We start from the raw sequence: 17144 nt of genomic DNA, 5'->3' as shown, positions 1-17144 counted from the left end.
ATCATCATGGGAAAAAATGTTGTAGTCATCGGCACTCAATGGGGTGACGAAGGAAAGGGTAAACTGGTCGATTTGCTGACCGATCAGGCGGACGCAGTCGTTCGTTTTCAAGGCGGTCATAACGCGGGTCATACCTTGGTTATTCAAGGACAAAAAACCGTGTTGCATTTGATACCGTCCGGTATTCTGCGAAAAGATGTGCAATGCATGATCGGTAACGGCGTGGTATTGGCGCCGAATGCGCTGCTGGAAGAGATTGAAATTCTCGAGAAAGCCGGCATTTCGGTCAAGGATCGCTTATTGATTAGCGAAGCCTGTGCGTTGATCCTGCCGATTCATGTCGCGATCGATCAGGCCCGCGAACTGGCGCGCGGAAACAAGGCCATCGGCACGACCGGGCGCGGCATCGGACCGGCTTATGAAGACAAAGTCGCGCGAAGAGGTTTGCGCGCCGGTGACCTATTTGATGTCGGCAGCTTCAGCGACAAACTAAAAGAGTTGCTGGATTATCACAACTTCATGCTGACAAATTATTATAAAGTCGATGCGGTCGATTTTAACCAAGCACTCGACGAAGTTCTGGCTCAAGGCGAACAACTCAAGCCGATGTTGGCCGATGTCGGCGACGTGCTTTCAAAATATCAAAGTGCCGGTAAAAAAATATTGTTCGAAGGTGCACAAGGTGCGTTGCTCGATATCGATCACGGGACCTATCCTTATGTGACATCGTCGAATACGACGGCTGGAGGCGCCTCGACCGGAACCGGCGTCGGTCCGCTGAATCTCGATTATGTATTGGGTATTACCAAGGCTTATTCGACCCGGGTCGGCAACGGTCCTTTCCCAACCGAATTAATGAACGATGTCGGCGAGCATCTCGGGGTGAAAGGTCATGAGTTCGGCGCGACGACCGGACGCAAACGCCGGACCGGTTGGTTCGATGCAGTATCGATGCGTAAATCCGCGCAATTGAACAGTTTGACCGGCATTTGCCTGACTAAGCTCGATGTGCTCGACGGCCTCGAAAAGATCGGCATTTGTACCGCTTACAAACTGGATGGCGAATTCACCGAAACCGCTCCGTTAGGTGCCGACCGTTATCAGGCTTGCGAAGCGATCATCGAGGAAATGCCGGGCTGGAGCGAAAGCACCGAAGGTGTGACCGAATACGATAAGCTTCCCGAAAACGCGAAAGCCTATATCAAACGCATTGAAGAATTGGTCGGCGTCAAAGTAGCGATCCTCTCGACCGGTCCCGACCGCGACGAAACCATCATGCTCGAGCATCCGTTCAGCATCGATTGACACAAAGCTCCCCACAGAAACGTCTGGTTTATTCCGGGCGTTTCCGATGATCCCATCGGCAAGACTGAGCGCCCGGCTTTTTATATAGTCAAAATATTAGCTAACTTTATAGCTATCGTTCGTAAGTTCCCACCCATTCGGCTTTGTCGAGAATATGTCCTTGCATCGCCTGTTCAAGTTCGGCTTTAGTGGGCTCATTGAGGTTCGGTAGTTCGATATCTAAGGCATAGAGTTTATGAAAATAACGGTGCCGGCCGATCGGCGGGCATGGCCCCCGGTAGCCGGTTTGTTTCCAGTCGTTTTTGCCTTGCAAGGTTCCTTCGGGCAACGCATCGGCGCCAACGCCTTGCGGAAGTTCCAATGCTGTGGACGGGATGTTGTAGAGCACCCAATGTACCCAGGTCATTTTCGGGGCTACCGGGTCCGGCGCGTCGGGATCATCGACGATCAGCGCCAGCGTTTTGGCGTTTGCCGGTATTCCGGACCAAGTTAATGCCGGTGAGATATCGTCTCCGTCGCATGTGAAAGTTTTGGCGATCGGGCCGTGTTCGTTGAAATCGGGGGATTGAAGTTTAAGGCTCATGGTTTGGGCTCCTTCGGCGGCGGCGAGACCGTAAGAACAGACGGTTATCAGGCTCAACAACAATAACAGCAAGCAAAAAGAAACGGAAATAGCTTGTCTAGGCATCGGGAATCTCCTCGTTATGTGAAATTCTTAACGCCCAACATAAACCGTCGGCTCGTGTCCGGCAAGCTTTTCGTTAATTCGGAGCCTGTCAAGGCTTTTCGATTGCAAAAAAATCAAAAAATAATTTGACCATAACTGGCTTATACACACCAAGCGAATTAAGCGATTTTTGGGGCGAAAATCATAAATCAAGGACTTACAGAAATCGGAATTGATTCGTAAGTTATTGATTTAATGAAAATATGAGACTTGTATAAAAAATGATCAATTTAACAAAACCGTAATAATTGCGCGGCATCGAAGCATTCATCATCAAGATATGCACAGAGTTATCCACAGGTTTTGTGGGTAACTGAAATTAACTAATCAACAGTGAGACTTAGCCGATTTTCGTGAAATGATTTTAAGAATCGCGCGTAATTCGTCATTATCCTAAAAAGATCAGTTGGCATGTGTTGTAGGTCGTTCGTGCTGAGCCAAGTCGAAGCATGAAGGGTCTACAATACTTTCACCGACCTGGTGAAGCCTCAAACTACCGTTCACCCTTCGACAGGGCTCTCCTGAGCGTAGCCGAAGGGCTCAGGGCGAACGATAGTTTGAGATACTCAAATGATCTTTTTAGGTTAAAAGCCTGCCATCCTTGGCGGAATGACGGGCTCCCCTTAACTTAATGGTAGTGATGGAGGGCCTTGGGAAATGAGGAAAAGTATTTTTAACGCGTTTGCCTTGCATTTAAGCGCCTTTCGGATGAAACCTTATAAAAGTCGTGGTCAGTCGTGGTCAAGCGCGCATTAAAATAACTACCAATTAAAAAGCAAAAGAGATCGGGTTATTTTTCTTACCGTCGGTTCAATAAAGAATTAAGAAGATTATCGGCGCTTTGGAATGCTGGAAAGATTTGCTTACCGTAAGGCTGACAGGATTCTAGACGCTCCCCACTTAGTAAGCATTCTGAATCCTGTCAGCCACCCTTCGACAAGGCTCAGGGCGAACGGGATTTAGAATGCTCAACTGATTTCTTTAGGTTCAAGGTGCATATTGTGGCGCATGGCGGCAGAGAGAGTAAGACGGCCGTTATTCTTAACGGCGTCGATCTCGGTTTTTTTTTCAATCAACCGCGTGATGATGTGTTTGCCGATTTGTTCGGCCTTAAAATTAAGTTTGTTGCGGGTAAGTTGGTACTCACGGAATGGCGCATGGCTTGGATGTGATTATCGATGCGGCCGAAATGTTGCGGGGTCGTGATGGCATTTCTGGTTCCCACGGAGGACCGCGTGGAAACGAGGAAAACGCCGTTCTCCCCAGGTGATCATGACGGCGAGCGCAGAGCATGGGAAATATACCTATCGGAGATCAAAATTCGGCACCGGGGTGCCCGTCAAAGGACGCCGTGAACCCAGCACCTAAATTATCCAACGCAATTAATCATGGCCATTGAGTTATGGAATTTAGGTGCTGGGTGAATACGTCCCTGTAGGCTCTATGCCAGCTCCATGCTGGCAAAGCCTTTGCCGAGCACCCCGGTGCCTCCTAAGGCACTGCCGAAATTTGAAGTGCGAAGGGTATATATACTCGGCGCTGCCGTTTGCTATCTTTATCGGGCCGATTAAGTCAATTTCTTGTATTTGATCCGGTGCGGATTGTCGGCATCGGTGCCTAAACGGCGATGGCGGTCGGCTTCGTAATCGGCGTAATTGCCTTCGAACCAGACCACTTGGCTGTCGCCTTCGAAGGCCAGCATGTGTGTCGCGATCCGGTCTAGGAACCACCTGTCATGCGAAATGACCACGGCGCAGCCGGGGAAGGCCAGGAGCGCTTCTTCAAGTGCGCGCAGGGTTTCGACGTCGAGATCGTTAGTTGGTTCGTCGAGCAGCAAGACGTTGCCGCCGCTTTTCAATAGCTTGGCCAGATGCACGCGGTTGCGTTCGCCGCCGGACAAATCGCCGATGCGTTTTTGTTGGTCGCCGCCTTTGAAGTTGAAGCGGCCGACATAGGCGCGCGATGGCGTTTCGTATTTACCGACCGTGATGATGTCGAGGCCGTCCGAAATTTCTTCCCAAACCGTTTTGTTCGGGTCTAGGTTGTCGCGCATTTGATCGACATAGGCCAGTTGTACGGTTTGACCGATTGTCACGGTGCCGGAGTCGGGTTGTTCAAATCCGGCCATCATACGGAACAGTGTCGTCTTACCGGCGCCGTTCGGGCCGATGATTCCGACAATCCCGCCCGGCGGGAGTTTGAAGCTCAAGTCGTTAATCAGTAATCTATCGTCGAATCCCTTGTTGATGTTATCGGCGTGAATCACGATATCGCCGAGGCGAGGGCCGGGTGGAATATAAATTTCTTGGGTTTCGTTACGTTTTTGCGCTTCTTGCGAAGATAGTTCTTCAAAGCGCGCCAAGCGAGCCTTGCTTTTCGCATGGCGGCCTTTCGGGTTGGAACGTACCCATTCCAATTCGGCCTTCATCGATTTCATTCGGGAAGATTCCTGGCGTTCTTCCAGTTCCAAACGTTTTTCTTTTTGTTCGAGCCAGCTCGAATAATTGCCTTCCCAAGGGATGCCTTGTCCGCGATCCAGTTCCAGAATCCAACCGGCGACGTTGTCGAGGAAGTAACGGTCATGCGTGACCGCGACGACGGTGCCGGAGTAATCGTGTAGAAAGCGTTCCAGCCATGCGACCGATTCGGCATCTAAGTGGTTGGTCGGTTCGTCGAGCAGCAGCATGTCGGGGTTGGATAGCAACAGTCGGCATAATGCGACGCGGCGTTTTTCACCGCCCGATAGTTTCGTGACATCGGCGTCCCAATCCGGCAGGCGTAGCGCATCGGCAGCGATTTCCAGCTTACGGTCTAGTTCCCAAGCGCCGGCCGCTTCGATTTTATCTTGGAGTTCGGCTTGTTCGGCCAGCAGGGCATCGAAGTCGGCATCGGGGTCGGCAAAGGCGTTGCTGACTTCGTCGAATCGGGTCAGTATCGCTTTGATTTCCGCTACGGCTTCTTCGACGTTGCCGCGCACGGTTTTGTTAGGGTCGAGTTGCGGTTCTTGTGGTAAGTAACCGATATGAATGCCTTTTTGCGGGATCGCTTCGCCTTCAATATCTTTGTCGATTCCGGCCATGATGCGTAATAGCGTCGATTTGCCCGAGCCGTTCAAGCCCAGCACCCCGATTTTGGCGCCGGGGAAGAAGGATAGCGAAATATCCTTTAGGATATATTTTTTGGGCGGGACAATTTTGCCTACCCGGTTCATTGAATATATGTATTGAGCCATTTTGTGATGGATTTCCGGTATGTGAGTGGAATGTAAGTATTCAGACCCCGCTGGCAAATTACTGCAATTCAGTTGTAATTGTTAGCTCCCCCTTGAAAAAGGGGGATTGAGGGGATTTATTTAAATATACTCATCGTAGATCAAAATTCGGCACCGGGGCGACCGTCAAAGGACGCCGTAAATACATCCATGTAGGCTCTATGCCAGCATCCATGCTGGCCCCTTACCTAGCGTTAGGTGAGGGGCCGATCACCCCAATGCCTCCTTAAGCATCGCCCAAATTTGAAGTGCGAAAGGTATAATCTCCCCTAGCCCCTCTTTCTCAAAGAGGTGGACTGAATACTTACGAAGGGTCTGAACAATTACAATGGAATTGGTCGTTCCTTATTATTTCACGTTATCGATGAATTTTTAAGTGTCGTTAAATAGACTAATCCACGTTCGCCTGCCTTCATGACTTGAGCATGGTTCCATTCGAATATCGGCCGGCAAAGAAAGGCAAAGCGGTTCATCCACGGTTTGCAGGTTGCGACGTGCCAATCGAATTCGAGCCGAGTCGACTCGGCATTGCCCGAAACTCGGCAATGTCCCGATCCGACCAAGTCGCCTTGAACCTTCACCGCGAGGTAGCGATGCTCAATGGCGCGTGTAACGGTCAACTCAATGACTAATCGGTAGGGTAGGCGTGTTTTCCAATAAATGCGCCGTTTATTATTAGGAATCTTCGATGCGCCGGACGAGATGTTTTCGACCGAATCGACATATCTCCACCAATCCGGCCAAGTTTCGGGGCGGATCAGATAGAACCACACCGTTTCGATAGGCGACGGAATGAGCCAAGTGGTGCTTAATGAAAAGTCGGGCATAATGACAGGCTCCGGTGCCGCATTTTGGTCTACGATCGGTATAATCTCTGATGCTGGATGGATTTAGAATAAACTGAAAAAATGAAATTTTCCTATAGTGTAACGGGTTATACGAATTGATAATGATATGTTTTAACCTAGTTTCGGCCAAGATGAGCTTACGTTTCCAACTAATTATCAGAATTTTGTTTTTATTCGTCTGTATATTGATACTAGGCGGTTCGATCGCGATTTGGCGGGCTCGGGAGGCGGTCACTGAAGAAGTCGGCTCTTCTCTAAACCTGGCATTGCAATTGGTTAAATTCGGATTTTCGAAACCGGCCTCCGCAACCATGAAGGAGTCGGATTGGATTTATTGGCTTAGCGCTTTACGAGAAACACGCCATTTGGATATCCGCGTTCAGCAACCGACCGGTGAAACGATTCAAGTGACCCGTTCGCTGCAAAGTGAAGACCAGCCCGACATGCCTCCGGGTTGGTTTGTAAGTTTGGTTACCGCCGATTATGCCGAAACGCACTATCCAATCGTGATGGCCGACGGCAAGGCATTGATGCTGATTATTCAGCCGAATCCGATGGATGAGACTGTCGAGGTTTGGCATGAAACGGTCGCTTTTTTTATTACCCTGTGCTTATTGATTATATTGATCTTTTTGGCGGTACACCAAACCCTGCATAAAACCCTGCGATTTATCGATACGATTGTCGATGGTCTCAGGCGTATCGAAACCGGACAATATCGGGATGTGTTGCCGAGGTTTTCGATTCAGGAATACGATAGTATCGCCGGGGCGATTAATCATATGGCCGGCGTGCTCGATAATACTCGTGAGGAAAATCGTGCCTTAACCAAGCATTCGTTGAAAATTCAGGAAGAGGAGCGCCGGCGTTTATCGCAGGAATTACATGACGAATTGGGTCAATCGTTGACGGCAATCAAGGTCATGGCGGTCACTGCTGCGCATGAAAAAGCCGATACCCGTCAAATTACAGAGTCGATCAGCCATATCTGCGATCATTTGATGGCTATCGTACGCTCGATGATGCATCAATTGCATCCATTGATTTTGACCGAATTAGGCTTGAAAGCCACGCTCGAAGATATGGTCAACCATTGGTCGGAAAGAAACCCTTGGCTGAATTTGACCATTGAGTGTCCGGACGAGTTGGATTCGCTTGATCAAAATGTTGCGATACAGATATTTCGTGTCATTCAGGAATGTTTGACCAACACAATCCGTCACGCCGAGGCCAAACACGTTAAAATAGTACTGGAAATTTTAGGCGAAAATCGTGATTGTTTGCATTTGGAGGTGGCCGATGACGGGCGCGGTTGCGATATCAATCGGATATCGTCAGGATTCGGGCTCAGAGGCATTCAAGAAAGGATTAAGTCGCTCGATGGCGAGCTTAGCGTCCGCTCGCAACCCGGTCAGGGCATGGCAGTTAGCGCAACGATACCTATTCTATGAAAAGTAAAATCAAAATTATTTTAGTCGACGATCATGCGGTTGTGCGCGCGGGGTTTCGAATGTTGCTCGGGACGCGAGATACGATCGAAATCGTTGCCGAGGCCGATCGAGGGGAGCAGGCGATTCAATTGATGCAGGAACATGCAGTCGATGTCGCCGTGATGGATCTATCGATGCCCGGCCTAGGCGGACTGGAGACGATACGGCGTATTTGTCAACGCGATAGTAAGGCTAAGATTTTGGTGTTTAGCGTGCATGATGAACAGGTCTATGTTAATAGAGCCATTGCGGCCGGAGCCAAAGGCTATATCAGTAAAAACAGTGCGGCGGCCAATCTTGCGATGGCAATAGAGCATATCGCAAATGGCGAAATTTACATCGAAGATGGTCTACTCAAGGATCAAACCGGAAAGTCGGATGTGATGGATTACCATGCAATTATCGAGGCGTTTTCGGCCCGGGAATTCGATGTATTCCGCTTACTTGCGAAAGGCATGACGGTACACAAAGTTTCCGAAGAGCTTTGTTTGGGCTACAAAACGGTCGCCAATTACGGCACGCAAATTAGAAATAAGCTCAAAGTTTCTACGCTGGCGGAACTGGCGCACATTGCGGTGATTTTGGGCTTGATGAAAAATTGAGCGGTTTGAGTTTCCTGGTTCCCACCTCTCCAGCGTGGGAATGCATACCGGTCTTGTCCTGTAACTTTGGCAAGACGGGGTTTGCAACCGTCCCGCAGAGTAATAGTTGCCCCGCTACAGGAAACACTTAAAAACTCAAAACGAATTGTAGGGTGCGCATCGCGCACCTTTTTACGGCGCCAAACCCATTAGTTCCCGATCCAGGTGCGCGATGCGCACCCTACGCCTAGCGCGTAGCCCGGATTGCGCTACGCTCCATCCGGGCTACGCTGTTTAGAATCGCCGGAAGAGGTTCGTTGCGATTTAGCCGCGAGGATTTTTGCTTAGCTTGATGCGTATAGGTTTGTAACCCCTTCTTAAACGTTTTGACAGTGGTCAAAGCGAGCAATTTAATCTAACGACTGCCGAGCGGTCATTTTTTCAACTCGATTTTTAAATTTATGTTCGAACTCTATCTCGATAGCGCCGATACCGCGCAAATTGCTCGCTTTCACGACTGCTTGCCGGTCAAGGGCGTGACGACTAATCCATCGATCCTTGCCAAGTCCGGGGTTGGTTTGAATCAATTATTATTGAATTTGGCCGAATTGATAGGTCCCGAAGCTCGTTATCATGTTCAGGTCGTTAGTTCGACTGTCGATGGCATGGTCGAGGAAGCGAAACGCTTACAGGATTTACCTTACGATATTGTCGTGAAAGTGCCGGCCAACGAAACCGGTTTAGCCGCAATCAAAAAAATCAAAGTCGATGAGATAGCGGTTCTGGCCACGGCTATCTATAGCGTTCAGCAAGGCTTTTTAGCGGCCCTGTGCGGAGCGGATTATCTGGCGCCCTATGTCAATAGAATCGATGCGATGGGCGAGAATGGGCCGCAAGTGGTTGCCGATTTACAAAATTTGCTCGATCGCCAAAAATTGTCGTGTAAATTGTTGCCGGCTAGTTTCAAGAACACTCGGCAAGTACTCGATGTGTTAACTGCGGGGGTGAACGCTATTACTCTGCCGATCGAGATTGCCGAACAAATGCTGGGGCATCCGGCGGTGAATCCCGCAGTCGCGCAATTCGATTTGGATTGGTGCAATGTGTTTGGTAATCAGTTGTCGTTTGAAAGTTGACGCATGAATCCGGCGTTATGCGCGCGCTTCTCTATTTTCTTTTTCATGGGCGTACGGGGGGGTACAAATCATACGCATCAAGCAAAGAACCGCTAAACCGTTTCCGCTCCTCCCTACATTAACGATCAAACTTTTGGCGCTGTAGTGCCGTAGGGTGGGTAGCAGCGAAGCGGAGACTCATCGCTTTGTTTGAGCGCAGGTACGGTTTTAATAACGCAGCCATTAACCAACCCGCGATTTGTTACAATGGCTGTCATGACTTTCCATGATGGGTTTCGTTCCGCTCTACCCATCCTACCTAGCAGCCTATCAAACTTTCAGCGACTTAGGATGGGTTAAATAACCCGTTCCGCAGAGGCGTTGCGATCGGTAACATCTTTGGTTCTGCAATTCAATCAAATCGGAGAGACGACAATGACGATGAATTGGCAAGCAATCGCCGAGCAAATCGAACAGGCGACCGGGCGGCCTTTTTCGGTAACGGAAGCCCGTCCGGTCGGCGGCGGCGATATCAATGAAGCTTACCGTTTGAGGAGTGAAGAACGAACTTATTTCGTAAAATTGAATCGTCCAGCTTCGTTCGATATGTTCGAGGCCGAAGCCGAAGGCTTAAGAGAAATAGCCGGCACGCGGACGATAAGGGTGCCCGAACCGGTCGTGTGCGGGCAAACCGAGCAGCGGTCGTTTTTGGTTTTAGAACATATCAAGTTCGCTTCTTCGAATTCTCGTTCCGAGCGCCAATTAGGGCGGCAATTAGCGTTACTGCATGGTGCGGAGCGGCCTTATTTCGGATGGCATCGAGACAATACGATCGGGAGTACGCTACAACCGAACGGCCGTTACGACGATTGGCCGGGTTTCTGGCGCGAGCAGCGTTTGGGCTTTCAGTTACGATTGGCGGCGAAAAACGGTTATCAAGGCCGGTTGCAAAGCCAAGGCGAGCGACTTTTGGCGGATATGGATGCCTTGTTCGACATTTACCGAACTAAGCCGTCTTTGTTGCATGGCGACTTATGGGGCGGAAATGCCGCTGTCGAGGCCGGCGGGGCGCCGGTAATTTTCGATCCGGCCTGTTATTACGGGGACAGCGAGGCAGACTTGGCGATGACCGAGCTTTTCGGCGGGTTTAGCCGGGATTTTTATGCGGCTTATCATGAGGTTTTGCCGGAAGATCCGGGTTATAGGGTTCGAAAGACTTTTTATAATCTTTATCATATTTTGAATCATCTTAATTTATTCGGTTCGGGTTACTTGAGCCGTGCCGAAGCGATGATCGGGCAAATGCTGGCCGAAATTTAAGGAGAAGCAGGCCGAAACGTTTGGGGTGTGTTGAATACCCTGCCTCGCTCGGAAATACCGGCAATCGATGCTGGTTTGATAACGATTAGGGCGTAGCCCGTATGCAACGCCAGCGGAATACGGGGAATTCGTGGCCTCGCCCATCCCGGATTGCGCTACGCTCCATCCGGGCAACGGTGCTAAAAACTCGATGAAAGGTGCCTGAAAGGAATCGGCATTACAATGCCTCACAACTTAAGCGGAATGTGCCGTATTAGGTTTCAGTTTAATTATCAAACTCTGTTCATCTTTATTTTTAAGGAGTCAACAAGCATGGCAAAAATCAGTAATTTACGCGTAGGCGAATCATTAGTTGGCGACGGCAACGAAGTCGCACACATCGATCTGATTATCGGCCCACGCGGTTCGGCTGCCGAAACCGCTTTCGCAAATTGCCTGACAAACAACAAAGACGGTTTCTCCAGCTTGCTTGCTGTTGTTGCCCCTAACTTGATGGTAAAACCTGCGACCGTAATGTTCAATAAGGTCACGATCAAAGGTTCCAAGCAAGCCGTCCAAATGTTCGGACCCGCTCAGCGCGGCGTGGCGATGGCGGTTGCTGATTCGGTCGAAAGCGGCATTATTCCTGCCGACGAAGCCGACAATCTGTTTATTTCGGTAGGTGTTTTTATCCACTGGATGGCTGAAGACGACGCCAAAATTCAACAATACAACTACGAAGCGACTAAAGAAGCAATCGAGCGTGCCGTTGCCGGTTCTCCAACCGCTCAGGAAGTGGTTTCGGGCAAAGCGACTGCGACGCATCCATTTGCGGCAAATTAAGGAAAAAGTTGACCGTTTCCGGCCGGGATGGCGGGACAAATCGACAGGATAGCCGGTTTGCATTGACTCGAAGGATAATGTGAAGGAGCCACATAGTAAGATTCGATGCCATGGATGGCTCCCCCCTCTCTTAATCCACTACCATTAAGTTAAGCCGTCAGAGAATAAGTCATGCCGGCATTCGAGCTCGATGCGCTTCAAAAGCCTGCCATCCATGGCGGAATGACGGGTTTCCTTAATTTAATGGCAGTGAGGTGTAGGGTGCGCATCGCGCACCTGGGTCGGGGCCTCTTGTCGGCGGTTAGGCGCCTTGGAAAGGTGCGCGATGCGCACCCTACGACTTAACCTAATGGCAGTATCCTCCTCGCAATCCAAACGATAAAAGACGAGAACTGCCCGATATTCGGTTAAGCTTTAGTGTTTCGGTAATGTAATCCCGCCTTCCTCGACGATTAGCGCTTTTTTCAACATGTCGCTGGCCAACGGGTATTTTTCGTAAATGTCTCCGATCGTTTTGTAGTAAGCAATCGTATCGAATGGCTGCTTGGCTTGCTGTTCGGTGATGTCTGCCAGTATGGCGCCGAATTCCGGCGTTGTGGTAACGACGCGCAAGCCTTTGATGATGCTTGTAGCCGAATCGACCAATACCAGATTGAAAGGCAGATAGCCCGGGTCGGTTGCGACAGTTTCATCGCCGGCTAAGTGAATTGTGAAGGCTAGGTCCGACCATTCCAGAAAATTATCGATCTTAAACAAAAAAAACAGCGCATCGTTCTCGGTAAACAGGCCGAACGAACACGAGCCATTCAAAAAGGCATCGATTTGTTGTCGATTCAGCGAAAAATTAAAGGTCAGCACCGGGGTGCCGTTGACCAGAATTACGCTCATGCCTTCGTCAGGCAAATTGTGATCGAATCGTTCGCCGACCGTTAATTTCATAATATCCGACATATCAGGATTGCCGAGCATGCGTGTAGAGGTTATTGAATAGGCGGATTGCAACCAGAATCAGCGCTTGCGTGATTTGTGTGGCAGGTACCCGGCTTGGGTTTTCCGAGGCATAATCATCGACTGCTGCGTTCATAAATGCAATGAGCCCGGATTGCGGAGTTTCATTGTGTGTTCTTGAAATCATTCTTTGTTGCAACGAGTTCCGGATTTTTTCGTCCATGTCTTGATTTTTCTTCACGGCTTGCAATTCGGTATCGAGTAGCATCGCTTGTTTTTGAAGCCAATCGATATCGAGTTCGTTTTGCGCGGGCAGTGGGCCGAAGGCTTTTTGAAATACGCAGAGCAAGTCGAAGCACAAATCCATGAATAAATGCGCCATGTCTTGATTCTGCTCGGCAATGATGCCGGGAAAAATACCGAACAGCATCTGCGCGAGCATCGTCTGGTCGGTTTGGAAGTCGGCCATGATTTTTCTTCCGGTTGTCTCGTCGATGCTTTTGGCGTATTCGAGGGCTTTATAAAGCTCTCGGTCTGTCAGTGCTTGCATGATTTTTTCCGATAATGAAGTTAGTTGTGGAATGATATCATTTTGATGCAAGGCAATAAAAATGCGCAGAGTTCTAGGCATTTATTCGGCGCTAAATCTTACTGTGAAAGTTCATAGATTTAGACCAATTATCTAATTTTTCGATATACAAATCCCCGTTCTGGCAATTCCGGTTCTGAAGAGGGTGCGGTTGCTCGATCGACAGGCGTCGGCGGCAGGGCAGATTTTTGCTCCTGCAAAATCTGCATTCATGCCATCCATGGCAATCAGTCGCCGCCGTCGAGCCTACATGGACGTATTCACGGCGTCCTGTCGGGCGAGTGACCGCACCCTCCCCACCAGAGAACTTTCATTTGCCAGGGCGATGGCTAGGCCTTCATGAACGTTACTTAGGATTTCTGACAAATAAACCTAAAAAGAGCAGTTGACGCGTTTTTTCCTTTGTAGGGCGGACTATTTCTCGTTCGCTTACCGCGTACCCAAACTCAGCGTCGCAGTGATGCCTGGCTCTTTCCTAACCGGATTCAGTTCTGTCGCGAGTAGGAATATCCGGTTTCCGGGGATACCGCCTTCGGCAATCAGGTAGTTTTGTATTGCTCCGGCTCGGCGTACTGCTAAGTCGTTTAGTCGTTGTTGATCGGGTTCCAAGGTCGCCTCGAGCGTTTTCCGAGCGATCTCATAAAAGTCGCCTTGTTCGGGATTTTTCAATCTCGGTCTGCCGAAGAGCGTGTAGTCGGCCAGCATCGGAAATTTTTCGATGAAGAGTTGTGCCAGCAAACGCTGTTCCTCGTCTTCGGATAGCGTGACATATTCCGCGCGGATTCTTCTACCTTCCGCTCTGAGTTCTTTCGCTCTCATCGATTTCAGTTGATCGTTAAGCGCTTCCGAGCGCAGCGCCGGCCAGTCCAGAGCCTCGAAAGCGGCGCCTTTGATTTCCAATCTGAGGGCTAGTCTGTCTTTCAATGCCTTGGCCAATGCGTCGAGCTTGGCTTTTTCGGTCTCTGTGATTTTGGTGCTGCCCGGTTCGAAAGTGATAGCGCTTAAATCCTGTTCCGCGTCGAACATCGATGCGATGGCTCTGAACGGTGATGTGGCGATGTTTCTTATCAGGTTGCCGAGCGCTCTCATTACTAACGAGCCGACGCTGAATTCCGGATCATCGAGACTTCCGGTAATAGGTAAGTCGATATTGATTTGCCCTTTGGAGTCTTTCAGTAAGGCAATCGCTAAATTCAACGGTAGCGATACCGCATCGGGGTTTTCGATTCTCTCGCCGAGCGTGAATTGATCGATGAACAGATTGTTCTGTGCGTTGAGTTTGCCTTGGTCGATCGTGTATTTGAGATCCAGCGACATTTGACCTCTTTCGATTTTATAACCGGCAAATTGAGCCATGTAGGGCGTGACCAGCGGCAACGGCATGTCCTTGAAGTTGAGTTCGATCGCTGAATCGCCGCTGTCCATTTGATAATTGCCGGCAATGCCGACACTGGCCAAATTATAAACCTTGCCTTGCAGCGACAGTTCGGCGGTAGCGCCGGGCTGGGACGAAATGCCGGACAAGACGCCATTAAGATTATTCATTTGTGTGACGAAAGGCAGTATCAGCGAGTAGTCGGCGAAGTCGGACAAGCCTCTTTTGACTTCGATTCGGCCGATATGGTAATGGATTGGGCTGTCGGATTCGGATTCGGTTTCGGGCTGTTCGATTTCCGGCGTTTCGGTCGCTAAGACGATATCGTTGAAGTTCGTCGTTCCGTCTTTTTTGATCAATACGCGAATGTAAGGCCGATCGAAGCGGATGTCTTCAAAAATGAACCGGTTAGCCGCTAGGTCAATCGAAATACTGCCGAGATCAAGCTTGCGCCATTTGACGAAGTCCCGGCGTTGAACTTTATCGCGAGTTAACAGCCTGTCTATATGAGCATCGCCTTGAAATTTCAAGTCCAGCTCGTCCTGTTGTTCATCGATTGCCAATAAAGCCTGACCTTGAGCGGAAAAATCGCCTTCTATGAGGTCCAAACGAACATGACTTTCCAAGTAGGGTTGGAAAGTTTTTAGCGCGATCGCATCGATTTTGAGTTCGAGGTCGGCCGATAGCGGGGTAGGGGCTAGTTGACCTTTGATATTGATTGAGCCGGTTTCGTTGATTTTTGACTGTAAACGAACCGGTGATTTTTGATCGATTTGATCCGTTAGGTGCTCGATGCCGACGGTAAGATCAGACAAAGTGATCGGAGCCGGTGTTTTTTGAGTTTTGTCGGTAAACGCTATTTGATAGCCGTCGATAGTGAACGAGTCGAGCGCGAATTTCCAGGGTTTATTATCAGGTGCCGGTAGCGGATCGGTTTTTTCGGTGCTTTCGTCACCGAATAGAGCTAGATAGTTGAATTGACCGTCCGGGTTGAGCCAGGCTTTCAGCTTCGCGCCTTTCGATGTCAGCGACGCGATATGGATGCGCTGTTTAGCGGTATCGGCCATGATGCCGCTAGCTGCTATTGCCGGAATGTCGATGAGTTCGCTATCTTGCCCGTCAGCCCCGAATTGGAGTTCGCTAAGATCTATTTTGCCTTTTTCGATTTGAACGGCCATGTCAGGAGCTATCGTTACATCGGCTGCAATCGTTAAACGGCTCAATTCGGCTTCGAGCATTTCGGTATGTGGCTTGAAGGCCATTTTTAGTTTGTTGAGATCGAATCGGCTTTGATCTATGTTCAGTTTGAGACCTTGTTCATTGCTTTCGGCTGTATAGACGGCATCGAAAGCCATTTTATGCGCCGATAGTTCCGGGATGTCGGCGGAAGGCTTGGAAGGTTTTAGGTTGAATGTGTCGAGTGCCAGTTTAGCGGTATCGGTGTTGACTTTTAATTCGCCATTGGCCGTTGTCAGTGTGAAGTCGGTGCCTAATCCGACGGATTTAACGCTAATATCGGCTCTTTGTCCCGGTTCCGTGGGGATATTTAGGCTGAGATTATCGACGTTGAGTTGGTTCGGTGTCGTAGTCTTGAGCGTTATCTCGTCATTGGACATCGTCAGCTCGTAATTAGCATCAAACTTGAGTGATTTAGCCTCGATATCGGAGTTTTGCCCGGGTTCTGCGGCGATTTTGAGTTTGAGATTATCGGCGCCGAACCGGATGGGTTTGATTGCTGCGGTTATACCGTCCTCTTCGGTATTCAACGTATAGTCGACCGAAAGATTCAGTTCGCCGTCGTCGACTTTGATATCGCCGATTTCCTGTAAAAAAAGCTGTCCGATTCGAGTTAATCCGACTTGTTCCAATTTAATCGAGCCTTGCGATTGTAGGGGCTTGAGTGTGATCGAGCCTTGCCAATCGAGCGTAGTATTCGAGTCCGAAATAAAAGAAAATTGCAGCGGGGCAGGTTCGGAATCGACCGAATTGAGTTCGCTCAGCGATAGGTTAATCGAGCCGAAAGTTTCTTTTTGCGGTTCGGCCAGTTGAAGATCGTCCCAAAGGACAGATCCTTCCAAAACGGCTAGGCCGCGTAGTCGAAACGCAAATATTCCGGTATTTTCTTCAATAGGTTGTTCTTCCGGGTCCGCTTCGGTCAAATCGGCGAAATTGAATATGCCTTCAGAGTCTTTGGCGATTCTGACGAAGGGTTCGGTCAAGGAAACTTTCTCGATGATAGGCTTAAAATGCGTAATTGAATCGAAGCCAGCGATATCGATATAAAGGTCTTTGAATGACGCGAATGTTTGTCCGTCGGTTTCTTTCAATTCGAAGCCGTTGACAGCCATTTCCAGCGTGAATGGATTGATCGATAGTTTTTCGACAGCGGCCTCGCGTCCGATTTCCTGGTGGATGATTTTAGGGAGTTGGTTTTTCAGAACGGCCGGCACGATCCAAAAGCCGGCGAGGGCATACAATGCAAATAAGATCGAAAGGACTGCAATGGTTTTGGTCCGGTTTCGTAATCCATTTTGTATCCGTTCTAATAAAACAGCGGTATTCATTCGGCCTCCGCGTCGCCATGAAAAATATAGTGGTTGTCGTTATTTTATACCTCAAAAGAGGATTGGGGGGAGAATTGTAGTGGCTAGTTTGCAGAGAGCGGTGAGTAGTAAGTAGTAAGCAGTAAGCAGTAAGCAGGAAAGAGGAAAGAGGAAAGAGGAAAGAGGAAAGAGGAAAGAGGAAAGAGGAAA

Annotated in this window: 13 protein-coding genes; 7 read left to right on the top strand and 6 right to left on the bottom strand. The window is 49.4% G+C overall.

The features are described 5' to 3' along the window. Positions 1-6: 6 nt before the first annotated feature. Positions 7-1305: an adenylosuccinate synthase gene (locus tag ACRJJO_RS18675; RefSeq protein WP_431067127.1), complete on the top strand. Its 1299-nt coding sequence runs from the start codon at positions 7-9 to the stop codon at positions 1303-1305. Between the two features lie 112 nt (positions 1306-1417). Here ACRJJO_RS18675 and ACRJJO_RS18670 read toward each other — a convergent pair whose 3' ends face one another. Next, a complete protein-coding gene (locus ACRJJO_RS18670; RefSeq protein WP_431067126.1) occupies positions 1418-1993 on the bottom strand; it encodes a YbhB/YbcL family Raf kinase inhibitor-like protein in 576 nt (191 codons plus the stop codon). A 1031-nt stretch (positions 1994-3024) separates the two neighbouring features. Between ACRJJO_RS18670 and ACRJJO_RS18665 the strand changes: the two genes are divergently transcribed. Next, positions 3025-3204 (top strand): hypothetical protein, encoded by a 180-nt coding sequence (locus ACRJJO_RS18665; RefSeq protein WP_431067125.1) that lies wholly within the window; start codon positions 3025-3027, stop codon positions 3202-3204. A 395-nt stretch (positions 3205-3599) separates the two neighbouring features. Here the strand turns inward: ACRJJO_RS18665 and ettA are convergent, their stop codons facing one another. Together ettA and ACRJJO_RS18655 are read right to left on the bottom strand one after the other, a co-directional pair. Further along, positions 3600-5264, bottom strand: coding sequence for an energy-dependent translational throttle protein EttA (gene ettA / locus ACRJJO_RS18660; protein WP_404360248.1), 1665 nt, complete (start codon positions 5262-5264; stop codon positions 3600-3602). 392 nt (positions 5265-5656) lie between these two features. Continuing rightward, positions 5657-6130: an SRPBCC family protein gene (locus ACRJJO_RS18655; protein WP_431067124.1), complete on the bottom strand. Its 474-nt coding sequence runs from the start codon at positions 6128-6130 to the stop codon at positions 5657-5659. 122 nt (positions 6131-6252) lie between these two features. Between ACRJJO_RS18655 and ACRJJO_RS18650 the strand changes: the two genes are divergently transcribed. The 5 genes from ACRJJO_RS18650 to fae all read left to right on the top strand — a co-directional run bounded on the left by ACRJJO_RS18650 (position 6253) and on the right by fae (position 11479). Then, positions 6253-7602 (top strand): sensor histidine kinase, encoded by a 1350-nt coding sequence (locus tag ACRJJO_RS18650; RefSeq protein WP_431067123.1) that lies wholly within the window; start codon positions 6253-6255, stop codon positions 7600-7602. After that, positions 7599-8243: a response regulator transcription factor gene (locus tag ACRJJO_RS18645; RefSeq protein WP_341327802.1), complete on the top strand. Its 645-nt coding sequence runs from the start codon at positions 7599-7601 to the stop codon at positions 8241-8243. The genes ACRJJO_RS18650 and ACRJJO_RS18645 overlap by 4 nt, the downstream gene beginning before the upstream one ends. Before the next feature lie 440 nt (positions 8244-8683). Continuing rightward, the gene (locus tag ACRJJO_RS18640) at positions 8684-9358 is read left to right on the top strand and encodes a transaldolase family protein (RefSeq protein ID WP_431067122.1); all 675 of its coding nucleotides are present in this window, start codon (positions 8684-8686) and stop codon (positions 9356-9358) included. Positions 9359-9778: 420 nt separating this feature from the next. Beyond that, complete coding sequence (locus ACRJJO_RS18635) at positions 9779-10657, top strand: fructosamine kinase family protein (RefSeq protein WP_431067138.1); 879 nt, start codon at positions 9779-9781, stop codon at positions 10655-10657. Between the two features lie 312 nt (positions 10658-10969). After that, a complete protein-coding gene (gene fae / locus ACRJJO_RS18630) occupies positions 10970-11479 on the top strand; it encodes a formaldehyde-activating enzyme (RefSeq protein WP_404360253.1) in 510 nt (169 codons plus the stop codon). 414 nt (positions 11480-11893) lie between these two features. On the opposite strand, the gene ACRJJO_RS18625 is transcribed toward fae, so the two are convergent. The 3 genes from ACRJJO_RS18625 to ACRJJO_RS18615 all read right to left on the bottom strand — a co-directional run bounded on the left by ACRJJO_RS18625 (position 11894) and on the right by ACRJJO_RS18615 (position 16955). Beyond that, entirely contained in the window at positions 11894-12430 is a 537-nt protein-coding gene (locus ACRJJO_RS18625) for a hypothetical protein (RefSeq protein WP_431067121.1), read from the bottom strand. 1 nt (position 12431) lies between these two features. Beyond that, a complete protein-coding gene (locus ACRJJO_RS18620) occupies positions 12432-13058 on the bottom strand; it encodes a hypothetical protein (protein WP_431067120.1) in 627 nt (208 codons plus the stop codon). A 387-nt stretch (positions 13059-13445) separates the two neighbouring features. Next, a complete protein-coding gene (locus ACRJJO_RS18615; RefSeq protein WP_431067119.1) occupies positions 13446-16955 on the bottom strand; it encodes a DUF748 domain-containing protein in 3510 nt (1169 codons plus the stop codon). Positions 16956-17144: the final 189 nt, after the last annotated feature.

It is taken from the genome of Methylotuvimicrobium sp., assembly GCF_050611805.1.
Lineage (GTDB): Bacteria > Pseudomonadota > Gammaproteobacteria > Methylococcales > Methylomonadaceae > Methylotuvimicrobium.
Note: the sequence above shows the minus strand (reverse complement) of the source record. Positions and strands in the feature narration are given on the sequence as shown.

Bases quoted from the DNA above. Each gene is read 5' to 3' on its own strand.
- ACRJJO_RS18670 (WP_431067126.1), bottom strand. From the start codon at position 1,993: ATGCCTAGACAAGCTATTTCCGTTTCTTTTTGCTTGCTGTTATTGTTG.
- ACRJJO_RS18640 (WP_431067122.1), top strand. From the start codon at position 8,684: ATGTTCGAACTCTATCTCGATAGCGCCGATACCGCGCAAATTGCTCGC.
- ACRJJO_RS18615 (WP_431067119.1), bottom strand. From the start codon at position 16,955: ATGAATACCGCTGTTTTATTAGAACGGATACAAAATGGATTACGAAAC.
- ACRJJO_RS18645 (WP_341327802.1), top strand. From the start codon at position 7,599: ATGAAAAGTAAAATCAAAATTATTTTAGTCGACGATCATGCGGTTGTG.
- ACRJJO_RS18655 (WP_431067124.1), bottom strand. From the start codon at position 6,130: ATGCCCGACTTTTCATTAAGCACCACTTGGCTCATTCCGTCGCCTATC.
- ettA (WP_404360248.1), bottom strand. From the start codon at position 5,264: ATGGCTCAATACATATATTCAATGAACCGGGTAGGCAAAATTGTCCCG.
- ACRJJO_RS18620 (WP_431067120.1), bottom strand. From the start codon at position 13,058: ATGCCTAGAACTCTGCGCATTTTTATTGCCTTGCATCAAAATGATATC.
- ACRJJO_RS18675 (WP_431067127.1), top strand. From the start codon at position 7: ATGGGAAAAAATGTTGTAGTCATCGGCACTCAATGGGGTGACGAAGGA.
- ACRJJO_RS18625 (WP_431067121.1), bottom strand. From the start codon at position 12,430: ATGTCGGATATTATGAAATTAACGGTCGGCGAACGATTCGATCACAAT.
- fae (WP_404360253.1), top strand. From the start codon at position 10,970: ATGGCAAAAATCAGTAATTTACGCGTAGGCGAATCATTAGTTGGCGAC.
- ACRJJO_RS18635 (WP_431067138.1), top strand. From the start codon at position 9,779: ATGAATTGGCAAGCAATCGCCGAGCAAATCGAACAGGCGACCGGGCGG.
- ACRJJO_RS18650 (WP_431067123.1), top strand. From the start codon at position 6,253: ATGATATGTTTTAACCTAGTTTCGGCCAAGATGAGCTTACGTTTCCAA.